Source organism: Pseudomonas sp. HP_08 (assembly GCF_055284095.1).
In genome coordinates this window covers 226656-247504 of record NZ_JBTOQC010000001.1, presented here as the reverse complement: position 1 = coordinate 247504, position 20849 = coordinate 226656, and the positions used below count along the sequence as shown (strand labels likewise).

General features: G+C 61.6%; 22 protein-coding genes. 11 read left to right on the top strand and 11 right to left on the bottom strand.

Annotated features, from left to right (window positions below):
* Positions 1 to 121: 121 nt before the first annotated feature.
* Complete coding sequence (locus tag ACYAS9_RS01180) at positions 122 to 724, bottom strand: LysE/ArgO family amino acid transporter (protein ID WP_463566507.1); 603 nt, start codon at positions 722 to 724, stop codon at positions 122 to 124.
* A 95-nt stretch (positions 725 to 819) separates the two neighbouring features.
* Here ACYAS9_RS01180 and ACYAS9_RS01175 point away from each other — a divergent pair, with 95 nt between their 5' ends.
* The 4 genes from ACYAS9_RS01175 to ACYAS9_RS01160 all read left to right on the top strand — a co-directional run bounded on the left by ACYAS9_RS01175 (position 820) and on the right by ACYAS9_RS01160 (position 4472).
* On the top strand, positions 820 to 1740 hold the full coding sequence (locus tag ACYAS9_RS01175) for a LysR family transcriptional regulator ArgP (RefSeq protein WP_463566506.1): 921 nt from the start codon (positions 820 to 822) through the stop codon (positions 1738 to 1740).
* Positions 1741 to 1784: 44 nt separating this feature from the next.
* Positions 1785 to 2777, top strand: coding sequence for an NAD-dependent epimerase/dehydratase family protein (locus ACYAS9_RS01170; protein ID WP_463566505.1), 993 nt, complete (start codon positions 1785 to 1787; stop codon positions 2775 to 2777).
* A 77-nt stretch (positions 2778 to 2854) separates the two neighbouring features.
* Positions 2855 to 3727: an ATPase gene (locus ACYAS9_RS01165; protein WP_463566504.1), complete on the top strand. Its 873-nt coding sequence runs from the start codon at positions 2855 to 2857 to the stop codon at positions 3725 to 3727.
* Between the two features lie 100 nt (positions 3728 to 3827).
* Positions 3828 to 4472 (top strand): hypothetical protein, encoded by a 645-nt coding sequence (locus ACYAS9_RS01160; RefSeq protein ID WP_463566503.1) that lies wholly within the window; start codon positions 3828 to 3830, stop codon positions 4470 to 4472.
* A 48-nt stretch (positions 4473 to 4520) separates the two neighbouring features.
* Here ACYAS9_RS01160 and ACYAS9_RS01155 read toward each other — a convergent pair whose 3' ends face one another.
* The gene (locus tag ACYAS9_RS01155) at positions 4521 to 5570 is read right to left on the bottom strand and encodes an alkene reductase (protein WP_463566502.1); all 1050 of its coding nucleotides are present in this window, start codon (positions 5568 to 5570) and stop codon (positions 4521 to 4523) included.
* Positions 5571 to 5638: 68 nt separating this feature from the next.
* Entirely contained in the window at positions 5639 to 5953 is a 315-nt protein-coding gene (locus tag ACYAS9_RS01150; protein ID WP_463566501.1) for an ArsR/SmtB family transcription factor, read from the bottom strand.
* A 163-nt stretch (positions 5954 to 6116) separates the two neighbouring features.
* Here ACYAS9_RS01150 and ACYAS9_RS01145 point away from each other — a divergent pair, with 163 nt between their 5' ends.
* Positions 6117 to 6752: an acyl carrier protein phosphodiesterase gene (locus tag ACYAS9_RS01145; RefSeq protein WP_463566500.1), complete on the top strand. Its 636-nt coding sequence runs from the start codon at positions 6117 to 6119 to the stop codon at positions 6750 to 6752.
* On the opposite strand, the gene ACYAS9_RS01140 is transcribed toward ACYAS9_RS01145, so the two are convergent.
* On the bottom strand, positions 6674 to 7474 hold the full coding sequence (locus ACYAS9_RS01140; RefSeq protein WP_463566499.1) for a lysophospholipid acyltransferase family protein: 801 nt from the start codon (positions 7472 to 7474) through the stop codon (positions 6674 to 6676). The genes ACYAS9_RS01145 and ACYAS9_RS01140 overlap by 79 nt on opposite strands.
* Positions 7474 to 8229 carry an L-ornithine N(alpha)-acyltransferase gene (gene olsB / locus ACYAS9_RS01135; RefSeq protein WP_463566498.1) on the bottom strand — a complete coding sequence of 252 codons (756 nt, stop codon included), beginning with the start codon at positions 8227 to 8229 and terminating at the stop codon, positions 7474 to 7476. Before olsB ends, ACYAS9_RS01140 begins: the two co-directional genes overlap by 1 nt.
* A gap of 200 nt (positions 8230 to 8429) precedes the next feature.
* Here olsB and ACYAS9_RS01130 point away from each other — a divergent pair, with 200 nt between their 5' ends.
* From ACYAS9_RS01130 to ACYAS9_RS01120, 3 genes are all read left to right on the top strand, one after another.
* Positions 8430 to 9527, top strand: a complete 1098-nt coding sequence (locus ACYAS9_RS01130) for a serine hydrolase domain-containing protein (protein WP_463566497.1) — start codon at positions 8430 to 8432, stop codon at positions 9525 to 9527.
* Positions 9524 to 9859 (top strand): amidase, encoded by a 336-nt coding sequence (locus ACYAS9_RS01125; protein WP_463566496.1) that lies wholly within the window; start codon positions 9524 to 9526, stop codon positions 9857 to 9859. Before ACYAS9_RS01130 ends, ACYAS9_RS01125 begins: the two co-directional genes overlap by 4 nt.
* Positions 9860 to 9999: 140 nt before the next feature.
* Positions 10000 to 11157, top strand: coding sequence for a phospholipase D-like domain-containing protein (locus tag ACYAS9_RS01120; RefSeq protein ID WP_463566495.1), 1158 nt, complete (start codon positions 10000 to 10002; stop codon positions 11155 to 11157).
* A 386-nt stretch (positions 11158 to 11543) separates the two neighbouring features.
* Here ACYAS9_RS01120 and ACYAS9_RS01115 read toward each other — a convergent pair whose 3' ends face one another.
* Entirely contained in the window at positions 11544 to 13067 is a 1524-nt protein-coding gene (locus ACYAS9_RS01115) for a fumarate hydratase (protein ID WP_463566494.1), read from the bottom strand.
* 187 nt (positions 13068 to 13254) lie between these two features.
* Here ACYAS9_RS01115 and ACYAS9_RS01110 point away from each other — a divergent pair, with 187 nt between their 5' ends.
* On the top strand, positions 13255 to 14202 hold the full coding sequence (locus ACYAS9_RS01110) for an iron-sulfur-binding ferredoxin reductase (RefSeq protein WP_463566493.1): 948 nt from the start codon (positions 13255 to 13257) through the stop codon (positions 14200 to 14202).
* Positions 14203 to 14253: 51 nt separating this feature from the next.
* On the opposite strand, the gene pyk is transcribed toward ACYAS9_RS01110, so the two are convergent.
* Entirely contained in the window at positions 14254 to 15705 is a 1452-nt protein-coding gene (pyk, locus tag ACYAS9_RS01105) for a pyruvate kinase (RefSeq protein ID WP_463566492.1), read from the bottom strand.
* A 170-nt stretch (positions 15706 to 15875) separates the two neighbouring features.
* Here pyk and ACYAS9_RS01100 point away from each other — a divergent pair, with 170 nt between their 5' ends.
* Both ACYAS9_RS01100 and ACYAS9_RS01095 read left to right on the top strand, forming a co-directional pair.
* Positions 15876 to 16250: a tetratricopeptide repeat protein gene (locus ACYAS9_RS01100; RefSeq protein ID WP_463566491.1), complete on the top strand. Its 375-nt coding sequence runs from the start codon at positions 15876 to 15878 to the stop codon at positions 16248 to 16250.
* Positions 16251 to 16448: 198 nt separating this feature from the next.
* Entirely contained in the window at positions 16449 to 16802 is a 354-nt protein-coding gene (locus ACYAS9_RS01095) for a PilZ domain-containing protein (protein ID WP_463566490.1), read from the top strand.
* A 35-nt stretch (positions 16803 to 16837) separates the two neighbouring features.
* Here ACYAS9_RS01095 and ACYAS9_RS01090 read toward each other — a convergent pair whose 3' ends face one another.
* The 4 genes from ACYAS9_RS01090 to ACYAS9_RS01075 all read right to left on the bottom strand — a co-directional run bounded on the left by ACYAS9_RS01090 (position 16838) and on the right by ACYAS9_RS01075 (position 20755).
* The gene (locus ACYAS9_RS01090) at positions 16838 to 18181 is read right to left on the bottom strand and encodes a DUF58 domain-containing protein (protein ID WP_463566489.1); all 1344 of its coding nucleotides are present in this window, start codon (positions 18179 to 18181) and stop codon (positions 16838 to 16840) included.
* Entirely contained in the window at positions 18178 to 19215 is a 1038-nt protein-coding gene (locus ACYAS9_RS01085; RefSeq protein ID WP_463566488.1) for an AAA family ATPase, read from the bottom strand. Before ACYAS9_RS01085 ends, ACYAS9_RS01090 begins: the two co-directional genes overlap by 4 nt.
* A gap of 102 nt (positions 19216 to 19317) precedes the next feature.
* On the bottom strand, positions 19318 to 20367 hold the full coding sequence (locus ACYAS9_RS01080; protein ID WP_463566487.1) for a nucleotidyl transferase AbiEii/AbiGii toxin family protein: 1050 nt from the start codon (positions 20365 to 20367) through the stop codon (positions 19318 to 19320).
* Complete coding sequence (locus ACYAS9_RS01075) at positions 20336 to 20755, bottom strand: DUF6088 family protein (RefSeq protein WP_463566486.1); 420 nt, start codon at positions 20753 to 20755, stop codon at positions 20336 to 20338. Before ACYAS9_RS01075 ends, ACYAS9_RS01080 begins: the two co-directional genes overlap by 32 nt.
* Positions 20756 to 20849 lie beyond the last annotated feature (94 nt).

Here is a 20849-nt window from a genome sequence, read left to right as displayed (position 1 = left end):
GAGTTTTCTACTCTTTTGCGACGCAGACCCCGGATCATAGCACCGGCCCTTAAGCATAACCACGCAACAACTGTGTGGAATAGGGGTTCAAGGGTTTTCGATAAAAAGGCATAAGCGCCTTTCATGCGCTGCGGATCAATTGCACCACAACGCTGAACATCATCACTGCCACCATCAGGTCCAGCAGCCGCCAGGTGGCGGGGCGGGCGAGCCAGGGCGCCAGCCAGGCAGCGCCGATTGCCAGCACCGAGAACCAGATAAAGGAGGCGCTGGCGGCGCCGAACACGTAGGCGCCGGGGACACTTTGCTGGGCGCCCAGCGAGCCGATCAGCAACACCGTGTCGAGATAAACATGCGGGTTCAGCAAAGTGACGGCCAACGCGCTGAGCAACACGGTGCGTAGTGATTTGACGCCTTGGTTGGCGCCGTGGGTCAGGCTCTGGCGAGAGCAGGCCCGGCGCAGCGCCTGAAGGCCGTACCAGCTCAAGAACACCACGCCGCCCCAGCGCGCCACCGCCAGCAGGGTCGGGTTCTGCACCAGCAGGTTGGCCAGGCCGAAGACCCCGACGGCTACCAGCAGCGCATCGCAAACAATGCACAGCAAGGCCACAGGAATGTGATGTTCGCGACGCAGACCCTGAGCCAGCACAAAGGCGTTCTGCGCGCCGATCGCCATGATCAGTCCGAGGGCGACCAACAGGCCGTTGATATAGCTTTGCCACATGGGGAAATTGTCCGGGAGCAGGTTGAGCTGGCGATTCTGCGCGGATTGGGGTTATAAGAAAAATCAATCCTGCTCATTACTCATTAGGAAAAGTGATGTTCGATTACAAGCTTCTGGCCGCCCTTGCCGCCGTCGTCGAACAGGCCGGCTTTGAGCGCGCCGCTCAGGTGTTGGGTTTGTCGCAGTCGGCGGTGTCGCAGCGCATCAAGTTGCTGGAGGCGCGCGTCGGCCAGCCGGTGCTGGTGCGCGCCACGCCACCGGGACCGACCGAGATCGGCCGGCGGCTGCTTAACCATGTGCAACAGGTGCGGCTGCTTGAGCGTGACCTGCAAGGCCAGGTGCCGAGCCTGGACGAAGAGGCCATGCCCGAGCGCCTGCGCGTCGCGCTCAATGCCGACAGCCTGGCCACCTGGTGGGCCACGGCGGTGGGCGAGTTCTGCATTCGTCATCGTCTGTTGCTCGACCTGGTGGTAGAAGACCAGGACGTCGGCCTCAAACGCATGCGCGCCGGTGAAGTGGCCGCTTGCCTGTGTGCCAGCGAACGCCCGGTGGCCGGTGCGCGCAGCCTGCCCATCGGGGCGATGCGCTATCTGGCGGTGGCCAGCCCCGCCTTTATCGAGCGGCATTTTAGCGCCGGCCCGGACCCGGCGGGGCTGGCCCAGGCGCCCGCGCTGGTGTTCGGCCCCGACGACACCTTGCAGCATCGCTACCTGGCAGCGCTTGGCCTGCATGGCGGTTTCGAGCATCATCTGTGCCCCTCGTCCGAAGGCTTCGTGCGCATGCTCGAAGCCGGGCTGGGCTGGGGCATGGTGCCCGACCTGCAAGTGCGCGAGCAGCTACACGGCGGCACATTGCGCGATCTGTTTCCCGGACGCTGCATCGAAGTGCCGTTGTACTGGCATCATTGGCGCAATGGCGGCCAGTTGCTGACCCGGCTGACAGAGCACCTGGCCCAACAGTCCGGTCAATGGCTGGTGCCGCGCGGGCCTGATGGAGCGTCATTGCCCACTGGTTAATGTTTGTGTCGCGGTTTGCGTCGAAAGTGTCAAGGGAGCGGTCAATGAAGATTCTGGTCACCGGCGCGAGCGGCTTCATCGGCGGGCGCTTTGCGCAACACGCCCTGGAGCGTGGCCTGAGCGTCAGGATCAATGCCCGGCGCAGTGAGGCACTGGAGCACCTGATCATGCAGGGCGCCGAGTTCATCCCGGGCGACTTGGGCGATGCCGAGCAGGTCCGGGTGATGTGCCGCGATGTCGATGCCGTGGTGCATTGCGCAGGGGCGGTAGGCGTCTGGGGCCGTCGTCAGGATTTGCAGCAGGCCAACGTGCAGCTCACAGAGAATGTCGTCGAGGCCTGCCTGAAACAGAAAGTCCGGCGGCTGGTGCACCTGTCGTCGCCATCGATTTATTTTGACGGCCGCTCGCACCTGGGCCTCAAGGAAGATCAAGTGCCGCGGCGGTTGGGGAATGCCTATGCGGCGACCAAGATGCTGGCTGAGCAAAAAGTCTTCGGCGCCCAGGAGTTCGGTCTGCAGGTCATCGCCTTGCGGCCGCGACTGGTGACGGGCGCGGGCGATCGCAGTATCTTCCCCCGCTTGTTGCGCATGCAGCGCAGCAAGCGCCTGTCGATCGTTGGCAACGGCCTCAACAAGGTGGATTTCACCAGCATGGCCAACCTCAACCAGGCGCTGTTCAGCAGTTTGCTGGCCGGTTCCGCGGCGTTGGGCAAGGCCTATAACATCAGTAATGGCCAGCCGGTACCGTTATGGGACGCCATCAACTATGTGATGCGCCGCCTGCAGTTGCCGCAAGTCACGCGCTATCGCGGGTACGGCCTGGCCTATACGCTGGCGGCGCTTAACGAAGGTGCCTGCCTGTTGTGGCCCGGCCGGCCGGAGCCGACCCTGTCGCGCCTCGGCATGCAGGTCATGAACAAGGATTTCACCCTGGATATCAGCCGTGCCCGGCATTATCTGGGCTACGAGCCGCAGGTCAGCCTGTGGGCGGCACTGGATGAATTCTGTGCCTGGTGGCAAACCGGTCAAGGTCACTGATCGCTGTGCCGCCTGTTCGCAAGGCTGGGCCGTTTATACTCCCCGCCTGCTTCTAACCGTTCTTGAAAGGGTTGCTTATGCGCAAAGATCCCCACGACGACGTCGATGACATTCCTAACCTCAGTGCCAGGGATGACGACGATGACGACTTCGTGCAAACCCGCGGCGCGCGCGAGCGCACTACGGTGTATTCGCGCACCCCGCCGGTGGTCAAGGTCAAGAGTCCGAGCACCGGGCCCTTGTGGGCATTGGTCGGGGCGCTTGTCATCGCGTTCTGCGGGCTGGGCTGGTGGAGCTTTCAGCAGATCTCGCTGATGGAACAGCAACTGGTCGCAACCCAGGAAAGCTTTGCGCGCATCAGCGAAGAGGCAGCCGGCCGCTTGCAGGACATCTCCGGCAAGATGGTGGCCACCGAAGCCTTGAGCAGCGATGGCGAGGCGCTCAAGCAGCGTATCCGGCTGCTTGAAACGCAACTGCAAGAGCAGGACGCCGCGCGTGAAAATGCCCAGGGCGCACAGGGCAGCCTGGACAAGCGCCTGGAACTGATCGGCACCCAGTCCACTCGCCAGCAGGACGAACTGGCCCAGTTGCAGGAACAGCTCAAGGGCCTGGTAACCGAGCTGACTACGTTCAAACAGGCGCTGCCCGAGCAGATCAAGGCCGCCCAAGGTGACCAGAGCAAGCTTGAGGCACAGCTCAAGAGCCTGGGGACGGATGTCGCGAACCTCAAGAAGCAAGACAATCCGGCGGCCGCCATCGAGCGTCTTGAACAGGAACTGCTGGTGATCAGAAGCGAGCAGGACAGCCGCGTCGCTTCAGGCTCTGCACAGGCTTCGAGCGCAACCAATACCGCCGAGTTCGATGCCTTTCGTGCTCAGGTGACACGCAATATCAACGCGCTGAGTGGCCAGGTGCAGAGCCTTTCTCAGCGGCTTAATACCCGTCCCTGATTTCGGTCCGGAATAAATTCGCTGCACTACATATGTAGCGAATTGATGCGGCAACGCCACCGTACAGTAAGCCCATTGTCAAACCCAATGGGGCCTTAGCATGAATGGAATCAAGGATATACCGGGCGCTCTGGCGACCGTTGAGCAAGATATCGAATACATCGATAACGTTGAAGTCGATGAGGATAAAAGTGCCGATCAACGCTTCAAGCCGCCAATCAAGAAGCCGACGGTAAAAAAGGACAACCTGGTCAAGCCTCCGGTCACCGCCGGCGGCTCGGGCAAGGTTCCTGACACCCGGCCGAAGAGGCCTGCGGTCAGGCACGTGGCCGGCCAGCCGTTAAAACCTCTGAGCCGCAGCAGTATGCCGGTTGTGCCGACACCGCCCTCGCGGCTTGATCGACTGTTGTCGATCGTTAATACAGCGACCGGCGTGCTGGGCCTGATTCACCCGCTCCACAGCGTATTCAACCCCGACGGCACGACCACCTGGCCCGATGGCAGTGTCGTCGATGCGCAAGGTCAGTCGGTCAGGCATGTGGATGGCAGCGTGCAGAACATCGATGGCACGACCGTGCATGCCGACGGCTCGACAACCCATCCCGATGGCAGCATTGAGTACAAGGACGGCACCTGGAAGCTGGCAGACGGTACGGTGAAATATCCCGATGGCCGCTGGCAGCATCCCGACGGTACGGTCACCGACGCCGAAGGCAATATTTTGGGCATGGTCAAGCCTTCCTGACCGCCCTGACGGGCAAAACCCTGGCTTGCCAGGGTTTTGTCCTGTCGATTACAGGCGTGGGTAATCGATGTAGCCGACCGGGCTGTTGCCATAGAAGGTCTCAGGATTGGCTTTGTTCAGCGGCGCATCCTGAGCCAACCGCTCGGGCAGGTCGGGGTTGGCAATGAACGGCACGCCGAATGCCACCGCATCGGCCTTGCCGCTTTGCAGCCATTGATTGGCGCTGGCCTTGGTGAATTTCTCGTTGGCGATGTACACGCCGCCAAACTGCTTTTTCAGTTGTGGCCCAAGGCTGTCATCGGCATCGCGTTCGCGGGCGCAGATAAAGGCAATGTTGCGCTTGCCCAGTTCTGTTGCCACATAGCCGAAGGTTTCAGCCAGGTTGGCGTCGCCCATGTCATGGGAGTCGGCGCGTGGCGACAGGTGTACGCCTACGCGACCGGCGCCCCAGATATCGATGACCGCATCGGTCACTTCCAGCAGCAGGCGAGCACGGTTTTCCAGCGAGCCGCCGTATACGTCGGTGCGCAGGTTGGTGCTGCTCTGCAAGAACTGATCGAGCAGGTAACCGTTGGCGGCATGGATTTCCACCCCGTCGAAACCGGCGGCCTTGGCGTTTTCAGCCGCCACTCGATAGGCATCGATGACATCACCGATCTCGGCCAGCTCCAGAGCGCGGGGTGTCGGGTAATCGGCCTGCGGGCGCACCAGGCTGACATGGCCTGCAGGTTTTACCGCGCTGGGTGCGACCGGTGCCTCGCCATTCAGGTACGACGGGTGCGAGATACGCCCGACATGCCAGAGCTGCACCACGATACGCCCGCCGGCGCCATGCACCGCCTTGGTGACATTGCTCCAGCCGCGCACTTGATCGTTCGACCAGATGCCGGGAGTGTCCGGATAACCCACGCCCATCGGCGTGATCGAAGTCGCCTCACTGATGATCAGGCCGGCCGAGGCGCGCTGTACGTAGTACTCGGCCATGATCGCGTTGGGCACCCGGCCTTCGTCGGCGCGGCAGCGGGTCAGTGGCGCCATGATGATGCGGTTGGGCAGGTGCAGGTCGCCCACGGTGATCGGGTCAAAGAGTGTCGTCATTCAAAATGCCCTCAATGCGTCGCAGGAGCCAGATCGGTAGTGGCGGTCTGGCGGAAGGTAAATCAGGGTCAACGCGGGGCGTCGAGTTCGTTCACCAACGCTTTGACGAAAGCCTGCAGGGTTTCTTCATTACGTTTGAAGAAATGCCATTGGCCGACTTTCTTGCTGGTGATCAGGCCTGCGCGTTGCAACGTGGCGAGGTGAGCAGACACGGTGGATTGTGAAAGCCCGGCACGCTGATCGATCTGGCCGGCACACACGCCGTGTTCCAGCGAGTGCTCCTGGCCTGGAAAGCAGGCATGCGGGTCTTTGAGCCAGAGCAGAATCTCGCGGCGAACCGGATGGGCCAGGGCTTTGATGATGTCGTCGAGGTCGATAGGCATGTCGTTCTCAAGGGGTTGTAGCGGTGTATCGCGATACGACGAACCTTATATCGATATTTAGCGATATGAAAATATCAAGAAGGACTGAGGACTGGATAAATCGGTATATCGGGTTATAACGATATGGTGGCCGTTACCCTGGCTTACGGCGTAGGCTTGCCCCATGAACTATCTCGCACACCTTCATCTTGGCGGCCAGCGGCCCGCCCAATTGCTCGGCAGCCTGTATGGCGATTTCGTCAAAGGTCCGTTGGCAGGGCGCTTTGCCCCGGAACTGGAAGCTTCGATCCGCCTGCACCGGCGCATCGATGTATTTACCGACCAGCACCCGTTGACCCGCACCGCGCTGCAACGCTTTGCGCGTGAGCAGCGGCGTTATGCCGGGATCGTTCTGGATGTGTTTTTCGACCATTGCCTGGCGCGCGACTGGCAACGCTATGCTGCTATCCCGTTGTCGGACTTTACCGGCAAGGTCTACCGCGTACTGGCCGCCGAGCCCGAGCTGCCAGAGCGCCTGGCGCTGATCGCGCCGCGCATGGCCGCGCAGGACTGGCTGGGTTCATATCAGGACTATGACGTGGTCGAGATGGCCTTGAACGGCATTGCCCGGCGCCTGACCCGGCCGGCGGGGCTGTTCGAGGCCATGCAGCAATTGCCTGACCTGTACGAGCCCTTGAGTGCCGATTTCGAGGCGTTTTATCCGCTGTTACAGGAATTTGCTCAGGCGGCTCTGGCGGAGGAGGCCGGCAGTTCGACCGGCACATCAGTGACAGTGGCTGCACCAAACAGCGCTTGTTGAACCGCCTGCTGCGCCTGCCAGGCCAGCGCTGCACGTTCTTGCCCGGCACTGGCAATCGGCTTGAGCAGGTGCACGCGCACTTCGCCCTGTTCATGGGCAAACAGCCTGCGAATATGCGAGAGCAGATCGTCATCGCCAATGAACGGTGCGAGGGTGTCCGGCTGGCCATTGCGCAGGTACTGGATCGCCACCGGTTGCAGGTCGACGTCAACGTCGATGGCGCTGGACAGCAGGCGGCCATGGAAGGTGCGCAGGCTGCGGCCATCGGTGGTGGTGCCTTCGGGGAAGATCAGCAGCGGGCTGCCTTGTTGCAGATGCTGGCTCATCTGGCGTTGCACCAGACGACTGTCGCCGGCACCACGGCGAATAAACAGGGTTCCGGCCTTGAGCGCCAGCCAGCCGGCAATCGGCCAGGTGCGCACCTCGGCCTTGGACAGAAACGACAACGGCGCCAGCCGGCCCAGCAGCGGGATATCGGTCCACGACACGTGGTTGCAGACCCACAGCATCGGCTGGCGCGGCACCTCGCCAATCACCGTGACGCGAAACGGCAGGGCATTGCTCAGGCGCGCCATGAACCAGCGGCTGCAGCGCTGGCGCAGCGCCATCGAGCCGCCCAGTTTCAGACGCTCCAGCATTGCAACCACACTGGCCATCAATAAGCCTGCGGCAATCACCAGCAGCACTCGGGTCACCCGCGCAAGGCTGCGCACCCGACTCATCACACGGCGGCCTTGAAATGGCGGGCGTAGCGCGGGCACAGCTCGTCGCGCTTGAGCAAGATGAACACATCGGCCACCTGGAATTCCTGGTCCCAGCAGGGTTCGCCACAGACCTTGGCGCCCAGGCGCATATAGGCCTTGAGCAAGGGCGGCATTTCGCAGATCACGTTGCCGGGTACATCAAGGCTGGGCAGCGGAGTCTTGGGTTCGGCGCGCAAGTGTTCGTTGCACAGGTAGCGTTCGCGCAAGCGCTGCATGATGGCGTGGGCCTGCACGCCGCCGTCCTGCATCGGAATGCTGGCGCAGCCCATCAGGTAGCTGTAATGGCCTTCGTTGAGCACTTCGGCCAGTTCGCTCCAGAGCACGGCAATGGTGCCGCCGTTGCGATAGGCCGGGTCGACGCAGGTGCGGCCCAGTTCCAGGATCGGCCCTTGCAGATGGCGCAGGCCGTGCAGGTTGAATTCTTCTTCGCTGTAAAAGCGGCCCAGGGTATCGGCGGCTTTATGGTCGAGCAGGCGCGTGGTGGCGACCAGTCGGCCAGTGCTGAGGTCGCGCACGCCGATGTGCATGCAATGGACATCGTAATCATCGATGTCCAGGCCCAGTTCGGCACCCTTCAGGCGCGCATTGAATTCCTGGCTGAAAACGCTGAAGCGCAAGGCCTGAGCTTCCTGGAGGGCACGCGGTCCGGTCAGGCGTTCGGCCTGAAGACGACGTTCGGAGCGGGTTTCACGAATGCGAGCGATCTGGGTCATGCGAACTCTCCGGGAGCCAGCCTGTAGGGCTGATCGACTGATGTGTCCAAGCGCTTTGCTGTAGATGCAGGCTAGGGAGGCGCCGTGTCATGCCCATGAAGCTTTGGTGATGGTTGTGTTACGAGGGGTTTCGGGGTGGTTGACGTTTTGTCATTTACGCCTGCTAGCGTTGCCTCCACCGTTTTTCCGGAAAACCTCCGATGATCCAGCGTCTGGTTCTGTTGCTGTCAATCAGCCTTTGCGCAAATGCCAGCCAGGCCGAAAGCTGGCCGAATCCGCAATGGGCCGTTGCCCCCGTGACGGCCAGCAGCGCCGTGCAGGCACTGGAAACCTATGCCTTTGCGCCGCGTGACGAGGTCAGCCGTCAAGGTGTGCGCAGCGATGCGTTGCTGGTGGTGCGCGACGGGCAAATCGTTTATGAGCGGTATGCCGGGGTAACCACGGCCGAGACGCCGCACCTGACCTGGTCGGTGAGCAAAAGTGTGCTGGCCACGGTGTTGGGCGTGGCGTTTGGCGAAGGGCGTTTCAGGTTGCAGGACCCGGTGGCAAGCTTTTACCCGCCCTTCAAGGCGCACCCGCGCGTGACCATCGAGGATTTGCTGCATTGGGCTTCAGGGCTGGGCTGGCAGGAAGGCTACGAATACGCACCGCTCAACTCCTCAGTGGTGGCCATGCTCTATACCCGTGGCCGACAGGACATGGCGCGCTTCACCGCCGATCACGGCGCGGCCTGGGCGCCGGGCACGGCCTGGCGCTATTCCAGCGGCGACAGCACGGTGCTGGCCGCTGCCTTTAAGGGCATGGTCGGCTCCCAGGCCTATGGCGATTATCCCTGGACCGCGCTGTTCGAACCGCTGGGCATTCGCAGTGCGGTCTGGGAAAGCGATGCCAGCGGCACCTTCGTCGGTTCGTCCTACCTGTACATGAGTGCCCGCGACCTGGCGCGTGTCGGGCTGTTGATGCAGCGTTCGGGGCGCTGGCGTGATACGCAATTATTGCCGCAAGCCTGGATCGACTTTGTGCTAACGCCCTTTGCCGGGCCCGATAGCGACGCCGGCAACGATGCCATCGGCGGTCACTGGTGGCTCAATCGCACCTCTAGCGGTGCGCCGGGTCCCTGGCCGCAGGCGCCGGCCGATACCTTCGCCGCCCTGGGGCATTGGGGCCAGGCGCTGTATGTCATTCCGAGCGCCAATCTGTTGATCGTGCGTTACGGCGACGACCGCGATGGCAGCTACAGCCACGACCGGCTGCTGCAACTGGCGCTGGCCGCCTTTGGTACGCAGGTACAGCCATGAACACGCGCAAAGGCTTTATTCGTCGTCACCCTCTGGTCAGCCTGTTGTTGCTGGGCATGGCGGCGCTGGTGGTGTGGCTGTGGCAGCAGCGGGTCGCCTTGCAGGCCTTTCCCGACATCATCAGCGCCTACACGGCCAAGGAGTACTGCTCGTGCCGTTATGTCACGGGCAATCCGGCCGAGTATTGCCGTGGTTACGTCAAACAGTACGTGCCCGGCACCCTGAGCGACGATGCGGCCACCCGCACCGTGACCGCCAGCGGCATGGGCCGCAGCAACCGGGCCATGTGGCTGGGCGAGCGGCAGGGCTGCCGGTTATTGCAGGCGCCTTGACTATGGGCGGCGAACCGGGTTGATTGGCAGCGGTCTGACAGCCGACAGGTTGTCCCTTCATGCTCCGGAGTCCGCATGTTCAATTTCATTCGTCTGTTGCACGCCGATCACGCTGTATCGATCGTTGCGGCGTACTGAATATGGCCGGGGCGATTTTTCCGTGGCGTAACGGCAACCGGTTCGAGTTATTGATCGACGGTCCGAATTTCTTTCCGCGCATGCTGGCCGCCATCGATAAGGCTGAACAGCAGGTCGATCTGGAGCTGTACCTGGTCGAAGCCGGCCATTGCGCCGACGCGGTGGTCAAGGCGCTGGTCGAGGCTGCGCAGCGCAAGGTGATCGTGCGTTGCCTGTTCGATGGCTACGGCGCCCAGGCGTTTGATTCGCGCCTGCGTCAGCGGTTGACCGATGCCGGAGTGATTCTGCGTTTTTACAACCCGATCGGCTTGCGCCGCGGCTTTCGCAATCTGTACCGCGATCACCGCAAGCTGTTGCTGGTCGACAAGCGGCTGGCGGTGGTCGGTGGCACCGGCGTGACCGATGAGTTCTGGGAGCCTGACAAGCCGGTCAGCCAGTGGCATGAGGTGATGGTCGAAATCACCGGCGACATGGTGATCGACTGGCAGGCGCTGTTCAATCGGCAGTTTCATGCCAATGAAAAGCCCACGGCTTGGCGTCCGGTGGAAAACTTCGGCCTGACCCATCTGCCCAAAGTACCGTCCTCCGGTCAGGGGCTGGGGCGCGTGGCCTATGCCGACTCGCGCCAGCACCGCGACATCTTGCAGTCGCTGGTACGCGCCCTGAACAGCGGGCAGCGGCGTATCTGGCTGGCGACACCGTATTTTCTACCCACCTGGCGCGTGCGTCGTTCGCTGCGCAAGGCGGCCCTGCGCGGCGTGGATGTGCGTCTGTTGCTCACCGGGCCGCGCACCGATCATCCGTCGGTGCGCTATGCCGGGCATCGCTATTACCCGCGCCTGCTGCGCGCAGGCGTCAAGATCTTCGAATACCAGCCGTGCTTCTTGCACCTGAAAATGGTGTTGATCGACGACTGGACCAGCATCGGCTCGTGCAACTTCGATCACTGGAACCTGCGCTTCAATCTGGAGGCCAATCTGGAGGCGATCGATCCTGCGCTGACGGCGCAGGTGGTGGCCAGCTTCGACACCGACTTTGCGCGCAGCAAGGCAGTCACCCTGGCCGACTGGAAGGCCCGCCCGCTGTGGCGCAGGGTCAAGCAACGGGTGTGGGGATGGCTGGACCGGCTGGTGGTCAATCTGCTGGATCGGCGCGGTTGATGCGCTCGTGAAAATGCCGGAGCGCCACAAGGGCGTTCCGGCAAAGTAATTCTGTGCGGCCTTCTCCCTCTCGGCATTGCCGATGGCCATCCGTTCACCGATCAATACAGGCCTGATAAAACTCCCTGATCGTTCACGGTGGCAACACCACCAGTGTTGCCAGCACTACCCTGTTACTCGGTCACGCCCGACATCCTGACGGGCCTGGCCACAAGAGAGAAGGACTTGTCGTCCCTGACGTTTTCTGCGACTACGGGGCCAGTGTGCGAGTCGGCAGGGCAGGCGTCTACTGACAGTTATGACAGTAGACGCCCAATGGTCATCAGAACCGCAGGCATGAAAAAGCCCGGCCATTGCGGGCCGGGCTTGATCTGTACGGTGAAGATTTACTGCACTTCTACCGCCAGGCTGTCGCTGATCTTTTTCTGCCAGATCGCAGGACCGGTGATGTGTACCGACTCACCTTTGCTGTCCACCGCGACGGTGACCGGCATGTCCTTGACCTCGAACTCGTAGATCGCTTCCATGCCCAGTTCGGCAAAGGCCACGACTTTCGACTTGCGGATCGCCTGAGCCACCAGGTACGCGGCGCCGCCGACGGCCATCAGGTACACGGCCTTGTAATCCTTGATCGCGTCGATGGCGGTCGGGCCGCGCTCGGACTTGCCGATCATGCCCAGCAGGCCGGTCTGATCGAGGATCTGCCGGGTGAACTTATCCATCCGCGTCGCGGTGGTCGGGCCTGCCGGGCCAACCACTTCTTCGCGCACCGGATCGACCGGGCCGACGTAGTAGATGAAACGACCTTTGAGGTCCACCGGCAGGGTTTCGCCCTTGTTGAGCATTTCGACCATGCGCTTGTGCGCGGCGTCGCGGCCGGTGAGCATCTTGCCGTTGAGCAGGACGGTTTCGCCCGGCTTCCAGCTTTGCACTTCTTCAGGCGTCAGCGTGTCGAGGTTGACGCGACGGGCCGACGGGCCTGCTTCCCAGACGATTTCCGGGTAGGCATCCAGCGACGGCGCTTCAAGCTCGGCAGGGCCGGAACCGTCGAGCACGAAGTGGGCGTGACGGGTGGCGGCGCAGTTGGGGATCATGCACACCGGCAGCGAAGCGGCGTGGGTCGGGTAGTCCATGATCTTGACGTCGAGCACAGTGGTCAGGCCGCCCAGGCCCTGGGCGCCGATGCCCAGCTGGTTGACCTTCTCGAACAGCTCCAGGCGGATCTCTTCGATGCGGTTCTGTGGGCCGCGAGCCTTGAGCTCGTGAATGTCGATGGACTCCATCAACACTTCCTTGGCCATGACCGCAGCCTTCTCGGCAGTACCGCCGATACCGATGCCCAGCATGCCGGGCGGGCACCAGCCGGCACCCATGGTCGGTACGGTTTTCAGTACCCAGTCGACGATCGAGTCGGACGGGTTGAGCATCGCCATCTTCGACTTGTTTTCCGAACCGCCGCCCTTGGCAGCAACGTCCACTTCGACGGTGTTACCCGGCACGATGGAGTAGTGGATGACGGCCGGGGTGTTGTCCTTGGTGTTCTTGCGGGCACCGGCCGGGTCGGCCAGGATCGAGGCGCGCAGGACGTTTTCCGGCAGGTTGTAGGCGCGGCGCACGCCTTCGTTGATCATGTCGTCCAGGCTCAGGGTCGCGCCATCCCAGCGCACGTCCATACCGACGCGTACGAAGACGGTGACGATGCCGGTGTCCTGGCAGATCGGCCGGTGGCCGGTGGCGCACATGCGCGAGTTGATCAGAATCTGGGCGATGGAGTCGCGGGCTGCCGGCGACTCTTCACGCAGATAGGCTTCGTGCATCGCCTGGATGAAATCCACGGGATGGTAGTAGGAAATGAATTGCAGGGCGTCGGCAACGCTCTGAATCAGGTCGTCTTGCTTGATCACGGTCATGCGGCGCGCTCCTCTATCTGGACGGGAACATTGATTACGCTATCGGCGCACATCTGGCACTGCGGTACAGGTCCAAAGTGTCAGGTTAGCCGTAGCGGGCGCAAAAAGGCGCGGCAGTATAACCTGCCCGGAAGGTGTACCTGTACAATCGCGCTTATTTTCTACACGCGGCGCCAGGACGTTTTCGATGCCCCAGTTGCGAATCGGTGCAAGGCAGTGGCCGGTTGCCGTCGCCAGTAATCTTCTCGATGCCTTGCATGCGGCCGGTATCGCCATCCCCTACAGTTGCCGGGCCGGCAGTTGTCATGCCTGTCTGGTGCGTTGCGTGGAAGGTGAGCCGCAGGACCTGCTGCCCGAGGCGCTCGCGGTCGACAAACGCCGCGAAGGCTGGCGGCTGGCGTGCCAGTGCCGGGTCGTCGACGATCTGGCGGTAGAAGTATTCGATCCGCTGCACGACGGCCTGCCGGCCCAGGTGCAGGGCTGCGACTGGCTCAGCCCGAACGTGCTGCGCTTGCGCCTTGTGCCACAACGGCCATTGCGTTACCAGGCCGGCCAGCATCAGGTGCTGTGGATCGGCAGCGACATTGCCCGGCCTTACTCGCTGGCCAGTCTGCCGGGCGAGGATCCGTGGCTTGAGTTTCATCTCGATTGCCGGCAGCCGGGCGCGTTCTGCGATGCCGCTCGCCAGTTGCGGCCCGGCGACAGCCTGCGCCTGGGCGAACTGCGTGGCGGCGCCTTGCACTACGATGCCGACTGGCAAGACCGGCCCTTGCTGCTGCTGGCCGCCGGCACCGGGCTGGGACCGTTGTGGGGCGTGTTGCGCGAAGCCTTGCGCCAAGGGCATCAAGGCACTGTGCGCTTGCTGCATCTGGCGCATGAGCAGGCCGAACATTATCTGGCCGAGGATCTTCAGCGCCTGGCCGAGGCGCATCCGCAGGTACAGGTCCGGCTGATTACCGCCGATCAACTGACGCCGGCACTGGACGAGTTGCGCCTGCTGTCGCGCAAGGCCGTGGCGCTGGCTTGCGGCAGCCCGGGCAGTGTCGAGACCTTTGCCAAGCGCCTGTACCTGTCGGGGTTGCCGCGCAACCAGTTGCTGGCAGATGTGTTCGTCGGCGCAGGACACGGCAAATAAAAAGCCCCGGCGCATGAGCGACCGGGGCTTTTGGGTGTTGCTTGCGCCGTATCAGACCAGCGGGTCGCCAACGTGCAGGATCTTCATGCCATTGGTGCCACCGATGGTGTGGTAGCTGTCGCCCTTGGTCAGGATCACCCAGTCACCTTGCTCGACCAGTCCGCGCTTGAGCAGCTCGTCGACCGCCGCCTGGCTGACCTGGCCTGGTGGCAGGGCCGCCGGATCGAACGGCACGGTGTAGACGCCACGGAACATGGCGGCACGGGCCTGGGTACCGCGGTGCGGAGAGAAGGCATAGATCGGCATCGAAGAACGGATGCGCGACATGATCAACGGGGTGTAGCCACTTTCGGTCAGGGCGATGATCGCCTTTACACCGGGGAAGTGGTTGGCGGTGTACATGGCCGCCAGCGCGATGCTCTCGTCGCAACGGGTGAATTGTTCACCGATGCGATGCTTCGAGGTCTTGCCGGTCGGATGACGTTCGGCACCCAGGCAGATGCGCGCCATGGCCTGCACGGCTTCGACCGGATAGGAGCCGGCGGCGCTTTCAGCCGAAAGCATCACGGCATCGGTGTAGTCGAGCACGGCGTTGGCCACGTCGGACACTTCGGCGCGGGTCGGCATGGGGCTGGTGATCATCGACTCCATCATTTGCGTGGCGACGATCACAGCCTTGTTATGGGTGCGCGCGTGAGCAATGATTTTCTTCTGTACGCCAACCAGTTCGGCGTCGCCGATTTCGACGCCAAGGTCGCCGCGAGCAACCATCACCGCATCGCTGGCGCGGATCAGTGCATCGAGCACTTCATCGTTGGCCACGGCTTCGGCGCGTTCGATCTTGGCCACCAGCCACGCAGTGCCGCCGGACTCGTCGCGCAACTGGCGAGCGTATTCCATGTCGGCAGCGTCACGCGGGAAGGAGACGGCCAGGTAGTCCAGGTCCATCTCGGCAGCCAGCTTGATGTCACGCTTGTCTTTCTCGGTCAGCGCCGGCGCGGTCAGGCCGCCGCCACGACGGTTGATGCCTTTGTGGTCCGACAGCGGGCCGCCAACCACAACGGTGCAGTGCAGGGCATCGGCGGTCTGGGTATTGACCTCCATGACCACACGGCCATCGTCAAGCAGCAACACATCGCCTACACCGCAATCCTTGACCAGATCGGGATAGTCGATGCCCACGATTTCCTGATTGCCATCAGTCAGCGGATGAGCGGTGGAGAAGGTGAACTTGTCACCGACCTTGAGCTCAATACGCTTGTTGGTAAATTTGGCGATACGGATTTTCGGCCCTTGCAGGTCACCCAGCAGGGCAACGAAGCGGCCGTGTTTAGCGGCAATCTCGCGGATCAGCACGGCGCGGGCCTTGTGCTCGTCCGGGGTACCGTGGGAGAAGTTGAGGCGGGCAACATCCAGACCCGAAAGGATCAGTTGCTCGATGACTTCCGGTGAGTTACTGGCAGGGCCCAGTGTGGCGACGATTTTGGTGCGGCGAACGGTCATGCACAAACTCCTAGATTGAAGCGCAGCGAAAGGCTACTCCTGTCTGGACCTGTAGTCATTGTTCCTTTGCACTACCTGTCACCGGTTACACAGGGCAATCGTCTGACAGTTGGTGCTGAAGAAATCCTCGCTGCGGCCGATATGGGGCTCAGAACAGGAGATTTTGACCCATGCGTATCGTGATGCTTGTCCTATTGCTGGCCGCTGCCAGCGGTTGCACCCGTTGGGCCATGAATTCCAACCTCGACGACGCCTATGGCGCCTACGAGCGCGGCGATTGCGAGCGCGTCATGCTGCTGCTTTCCAGAGTCGACCGGCAAAGCCGCTCGCGCCGCTACGTACAGCCTGAAGTGTCGATGCTGCGCGGTCAGTGCCTGGAAAGGCAGAATCTGTTTGTGGATGCGGCGCAGACTTACCTGTTTATCGTCAATCAGTTCCCGGGGCACGAATATGCGTACCGGGCACGGGCGCGTCTTGATACGCTGGCGCAACTGGGACACTACCCGCCACGTGAACCAGCCAGGACCTTTCCTGCTTCACGCTAGTTACACCCGATTGGATGATTGGTACTGTGATCGGGTGGATCTTCGCAAATAGTGCGCTAGTCTGACTGTTAACGGAATGAAAGGGCCGAGAGGTTCTGTATCCATGGATTTTCGTGCAGCGGGCAGGTTCACGTTTGCAGTGCTTCCACGACGTTGGCGTGATGACCTCCCGTAGTCATTGAAGGGGCTGCCAGGCTTATGGAAAGACGAATAGAGCGACACCAGTTGCAGTATTACCTCCAGGTCTTCAATCGGTACACCGATCGCCCCATGGGGTGCCTTGGTAATGTGTCCGAAGACGGTTTGATGCTGATCAGCGATCTGCCAATGCTGGTTGGCGGGCGTTTTGACCTGCGCCTGAAAGTGCCTTACGGCAATGACGGGTTTCGCGCAGTAGATGTCAGCGCAACATGTCAGTGGTGCCACGAGGACGAAACACCAGGCTGCTACGATTCAGGTTTTCATGTGCAGGAAGCACCAGCCGAATACCTTGATCTGATGCACAGCCTGCAACACTACTTCAGCTTCTACCCTCTCGAAGCTTCGGCTTGAGATCAGAGGGTGAGCTGGAAACCTGGCCGGCGCCTTTATAAGGTGCCGGCTTTTTTCCAGCCCAGATAACGGTTTACCAGCTGCGCGCCCAGCTCGTCGGGGCGTGCATCGATCACCGGTATTCCCAGTGCCGCCAGGCGTTCATGCACGCTGCTGCGAGCATTGTAAAACTCGATCGCGCCGCAATAGTCCAGGGCCTGGTCATGGCGCTCTACCGGCGCCTGGCGCAGTTGATCCAGCACGCCTTCGCGCAGGCTGGCGACCAGCACCCGATGCCACTGACCCAACTGACGGGCGGCGCTCAATAACTGCTCATCGTCTTCATCGCGCAGGTTGGTGACCAACACCACCAGAGCGCGACGTTTCTGCCTGGCCATCAGATGCTGCACCGCTGCGCTGTAGTCGGCAGGCTGTTGCGTGCTCTGCAGATCGAATACCGCATCAAGCAACAGGTTCAGTTGCCGGTTGCCCTTTTGCGGCTGCAGGTAGCGATTCTGCTCGCTGGCAAAGGTCGACAGGCCCACGGCGTCACCCTGACGCAATGCGATATGGCCCAGCAGCAGGCAGGCATTGAGGGCGTGGTCGAAATGCGCAAGCTCATCGTCCTGGCTGCGCATGCGCCGGCCGCAATCGAGCAGAAACACAATGTGCTGGTCGCGCTCGTCCTGATATTCCTTGGCAATCGGGGTGCGATGCCGGGCGGTGGCTTTCCAGTCGATCTGGCGCAGGCTGTCACCTTCGCGAAATTCACGCAGCTGGTGAAACTCCAGGCCCAGCCCACGGCGCGGACGCTGGCGCACGCCGATGCGGCTCAGCCAGTTGTCTACCCCATGCAGGTGTCCGTCGTGCAGGCGGGTGAAATCCGGGTAGACCCGTACCGTGTCGTTCAGTACCAGGTAGCGGCGGGTTTCCCAGAGACGCAAAGGGCTGCGCAGAATCACTTCGCAGCGCTCGAATAGCAGACGCCCGCGCTTCAGCGCGCGCAAGCGATAGCTCAGGCGCGCCTGCCCGGCAGCGGGCAAGGTCAGGTTCTGTGGCAGATGCTCGAACTCCAGCCCTTGGGGCGGATGGTCGAACACCTGTAACTGCAGCGCATGGGCGCCGTCGTGCTCAAGGCTCAGATGCGCCTCGTTCCAGCGGCCCAGCGCCAGGCTGCCGGGCAGATGCCGTTGCAGGCGCGGCGAGGGCAGGCGGGTGGCCCGAATGGCGTCGACCAGCGCCAGGCCGGACAGCGCCAGCAAAGCGCTCCAGAACAAGGTGATGACCTGTACCGGCACTTCAATCGCCAATGCATCAAGGACTCCCAGCACCAGAGCGCAGCCCAGCAACAGAATGATCCAGCCCAGCAAGGCAGCAGAGGGGCGCAATAGCTGCTTCACAGGCGCGGCGCCGGAACCTGATCGAACATTTGCCTGAGCACCTGATCCACCGACAGCCCTTCAATGTCCAGCTCCGGCGTCAGTCGCACCCGGTGGCGCAGCACCGCCAGTGCGCAGTGACGAATATCGTCGGGGGTAACGAATTCGCCGCCACGCAACAACGCCCGGGCGCGTCCGCCGCGTACCAGAGCAATCGACGCCCGTGGCCCGGCGCCCAGGGTCAGCCCTGGCCAGCTACGGGTCGCGCGTGCCAGGCGCACGGCGTATTCCAGCACCTGTTCGTCGACCGGCAGTTCGCTGGCGATGCGTTGCAGCGCCTGCACTTCACGCGGCTGCATCACCACCCGCAGCGGCTGCACATCGAGCATGTCGGTGCGTGTCGAGCGGGTCACCTGGCGGACCATGAGCAACTCTTCATGGGCTGCCGGGTAATCCATGTGCAGCTTGAGCATGAAGCGATCCAGCTCGGCCTCGGGCAATGGATAAGTGCCTTCCTGCTCAATGGGATTCTGAGTGGCCAAAACCATGAACGGCTGAGCGATAGGCAGCGTCCGGCCCTCGAGCGTGACCTGGCGTTCCTGCATGGCTTCAAGCAGCGCGGCCTGGGTCTTGGCCGGGGCGCGGTTGATCTCGTCGGCCAGCAGCAGATGGGTGAACAACGGCCCCTTGCGCAGCTTGAACTGCTCGCTCTGCTGGTCGTAAACCGCATGCCCGGTCACATCGCTGGGCATCAGGTCGGGGGTGAACTGGATGCGCGCGAATTCACCACCGAAACAGCGGGCCAGGGCGCGCACCAGCAAGGTCTTGCCCAGCCCCGGCACGCCTTCGATCAACACATGGCCGGCGCCGATCAGGGCGGTCAGTACATCGTCGATGACCGCCGGCTGGCCGATCACGGCCTTTTGCAATTCCTGGCGCAAGGCCTGAGCCAACTGGCTGGCACGCTGGCGCTGACGGGTCTGGTTGCTGTCGACAGCTTCATCAAGGATGGCGGGGGTTTCGCCAGGGGGCAGCGGGTTGTTGTACTCGCTCATGATTTTCTCAGCCCTGCTCACGGTTAGATGGATTTTTTATCCAGGTTAGAGGGCATGCTTCCAGGTGCTGGCAACACTGCCCTGTGGATCTGACAATCATGTTCAGGCGTTGTGATTCAGTAACTGCTCTGCAACAGCCGCGAAAGCGGCATAACAGCTTTGAAAGTCCGGCTTGTCTGCGCTGTAGAGCAGCGGCTTCAGGCGCCGCTCAAAGTTCGCCTGTAGCCCTTTGTGGGTAGCTGCACAGGCCAGCGTTCGGCGAAGCACCGCATAGGGAGCCTGGTCAAATTCCGGATGCTGCCCCTTGAATTCTTCCACATCCTTTTGCACCAGCGCGGCAAAGATCTGGCAGGCCGGTTCTATGGCATCAGGCTGGCTCTGCGCGATGCGCCAGACATCGTAGACATGGCGAACCAGGGCAGTATCAAATTCGCCGCGTTGATGTCCATCCCGGTTCCAGGCGCAGCGACGCAAGAGCGAGAGCACCTTTTCAGCCAGCGTCTCTGCCACTGTGATACACGTCATGGAAAAGCGGTAGGGGGTTGGACGAGAGACGAACTGGTCAAGCATATATCCCATTTCGCGCTTCTCACCGGCCAGCAGCGGCGGGCGGTGAATCAGTTCAAGCTTGAGTTGGGGGCGAAGCACGCCAGAGACGTCCTGAAAATGTGCAACGTACGAAACCAACAGGCAGTAATAGCGGCGGCTATCGCGCAATACCGGGTTTTCGTCGTTGTCATGAGCTACGCATTCAAAGCCCGCTTCCGTCAGGCAGCGCTCTACTTCTTGTTGCAAATCCTTTAAGCGGCCCCGATTGCCTTTTTGCAAAACGTAGCCTTCAGGCACTTCTTCAAGCATGACCTTGATGTCAATGTCTTCGGACATCCGCTCAATAAGGCCATGAGCTTTCGAAAGGCAGGTGCCGCCAGCAAAAATCAATCGTGTGGCTACATTGATCGACGCTGGCGTGGGATTTCCCCTGCGGCGATCCCTTTGCTGCGCGGTGTGAGTGACCTGGATTTTGGTCAGAATGCGCAGTGCGTCAGTGATGTGCTGGTCTTTTTCAGCAACGGCAGCGGGTAGATTTCCCAACAGACCTGCGGTGGCAGCATCTTCGATGTCAGATTTCAGATCGTCTGGAATTTTTTTCATAAGTTAAAGTGCTGTTTCCTACAGTCACTTTCCGCGAAATACGCCGACGTCCGGTGTTAACAGTTGCTCCCATGGGAATCTGGGTCGACCTGCCGCTGTTGTATTGCGAAACGAGTGAACTCGGCTCTACGGAAATCTTGAGCTTGCGGAAAAGCTCCGCTGCGATCATTTCCAGCGTTCCCGCTGGCGTTGGCTTGCCGGTGAACTTGTTGATACGAGTCTTGGCGAACGCTCCCTTGCTCACTCGAATGAGCATTCCTTCTTCTACAAAACGAGCCAGTACTCGTCCGACCTGAGAGTCACTGCCCATTCTGGCAAAGTCCGAACGCAAGACGACCACGCTTGCGCGCTGGTTGATTGAGCGAGTCATGCGATCTTCAAGTTTCATTCCTTACCTCCAGCGCGACGCTATATGCCATGAGGTGACTGTAGACGCTGAATGCCATTTTTTCCAGTATTTACAGGGGTTTTACGAGATAAGA

Bases quoted from the DNA above. Each gene is read 5' to 3' on its own strand.
- ACYAS9_RS01180 (WP_463566507.1), bottom strand. From the start codon at position 724: ATGTGGCAAAGCTATATCAACGGCCTGTTGGTCGCCCTCGGACTGATC.
- ACYAS9_RS01175 (WP_463566506.1), top strand. From the start codon at position 820: ATGTTCGATTACAAGCTTCTGGCCGCCCTTGCCGCCGTCGTCGAACAG.
- ACYAS9_RS01170 (WP_463566505.1), top strand. From the start codon at position 1,785: ATGAAGATTCTGGTCACCGGCGCGAGCGGCTTCATCGGCGGGCGCTTT.
- ACYAS9_RS01165 (WP_463566504.1), top strand. From the start codon at position 2,855: ATGCGCAAAGATCCCCACGACGACGTCGATGACATTCCTAACCTCAGT.
- ACYAS9_RS01160 (WP_463566503.1), top strand. From the start codon at position 3,828: ATGAATGGAATCAAGGATATACCGGGCGCTCTGGCGACCGTTGAGCAA.
- ACYAS9_RS01155 (WP_463566502.1), bottom strand. From the start codon at position 5,570: ATGACGACACTCTTTGACCCGATCACCGTGGGCGACCTGCACCTGCCC.
- ACYAS9_RS01150 (WP_463566501.1), bottom strand. From the start codon at position 5,953: ATGCCTATCGACCTCGACGACATCATCAAAGCCCTGGCCCATCCGGTT.
- ACYAS9_RS01145 (WP_463566500.1), top strand. From the start codon at position 6,117: ATGAACTATCTCGCACACCTTCATCTTGGCGGCCAGCGGCCCGCCCAA.
- ACYAS9_RS01140 (WP_463566499.1), bottom strand. From the start codon at position 7,474: ATGAGTCGGGTGCGCAGCCTTGCGCGGGTGACCCGAGTGCTGCTGGTG.
- olsB (WP_463566498.1), bottom strand. From the start codon at position 8,229: ATGACCCAGATCGCTCGCATTCGTGAAACCCGCTCCGAACGTCGTCTT.
- ACYAS9_RS01130 (WP_463566497.1), top strand. From the start codon at position 8,430: ATGATCCAGCGTCTGGTTCTGTTGCTGTCAATCAGCCTTTGCGCAAAT.
- ACYAS9_RS01125 (WP_463566496.1), top strand. From the start codon at position 9,524: ATGAACACGCGCAAAGGCTTTATTCGTCGTCACCCTCTGGTCAGCCTG.
- ACYAS9_RS01120 (WP_463566495.1), top strand. From the start codon at position 10,000: ATGGCCGGGGCGATTTTTCCGTGGCGTAACGGCAACCGGTTCGAGTTA.
- ACYAS9_RS01115 (WP_463566494.1), bottom strand. From the start codon at position 13,067: ATGACCGTGATCAAGCAAGACGACCTGATTCAGAGCGTTGCCGACGCC.
- ACYAS9_RS01110 (WP_463566493.1), top strand. From the start codon at position 13,255: ATGCCCCAGTTGCGAATCGGTGCAAGGCAGTGGCCGGTTGCCGTCGCC.
- pyk (WP_463566492.1), bottom strand. From the start codon at position 15,705: ATGACCGTTCGCCGCACCAAAATCGTCGCCACACTGGGCCCTGCCAGT.
- ACYAS9_RS01100 (WP_463566491.1), top strand. From the start codon at position 15,876: ATGCGTATCGTGATGCTTGTCCTATTGCTGGCCGCTGCCAGCGGTTGC.
- ACYAS9_RS01095 (WP_463566490.1), top strand. From the start codon at position 16,449: ATGGAAAGACGAATAGAGCGACACCAGTTGCAGTATTACCTCCAGGTC.
- ACYAS9_RS01085 (WP_463566488.1), bottom strand. From the start codon at position 19,215: ATGAGCGAGTACAACAACCCGCTGCCCCCTGGCGAAACCCCCGCCATC.
- ACYAS9_RS01080 (WP_463566487.1), bottom strand. From the start codon at position 20,367: ATGAAAAAAATTCCAGACGATCTGAAATCTGACATCGAAGATGCTGCC.
- ACYAS9_RS01075 (WP_463566486.1), bottom strand. From the start codon at position 20,755: ATGAAACTTGAAGATCGCATGACTCGCTCAATCAACCAGCGCGCAAGC.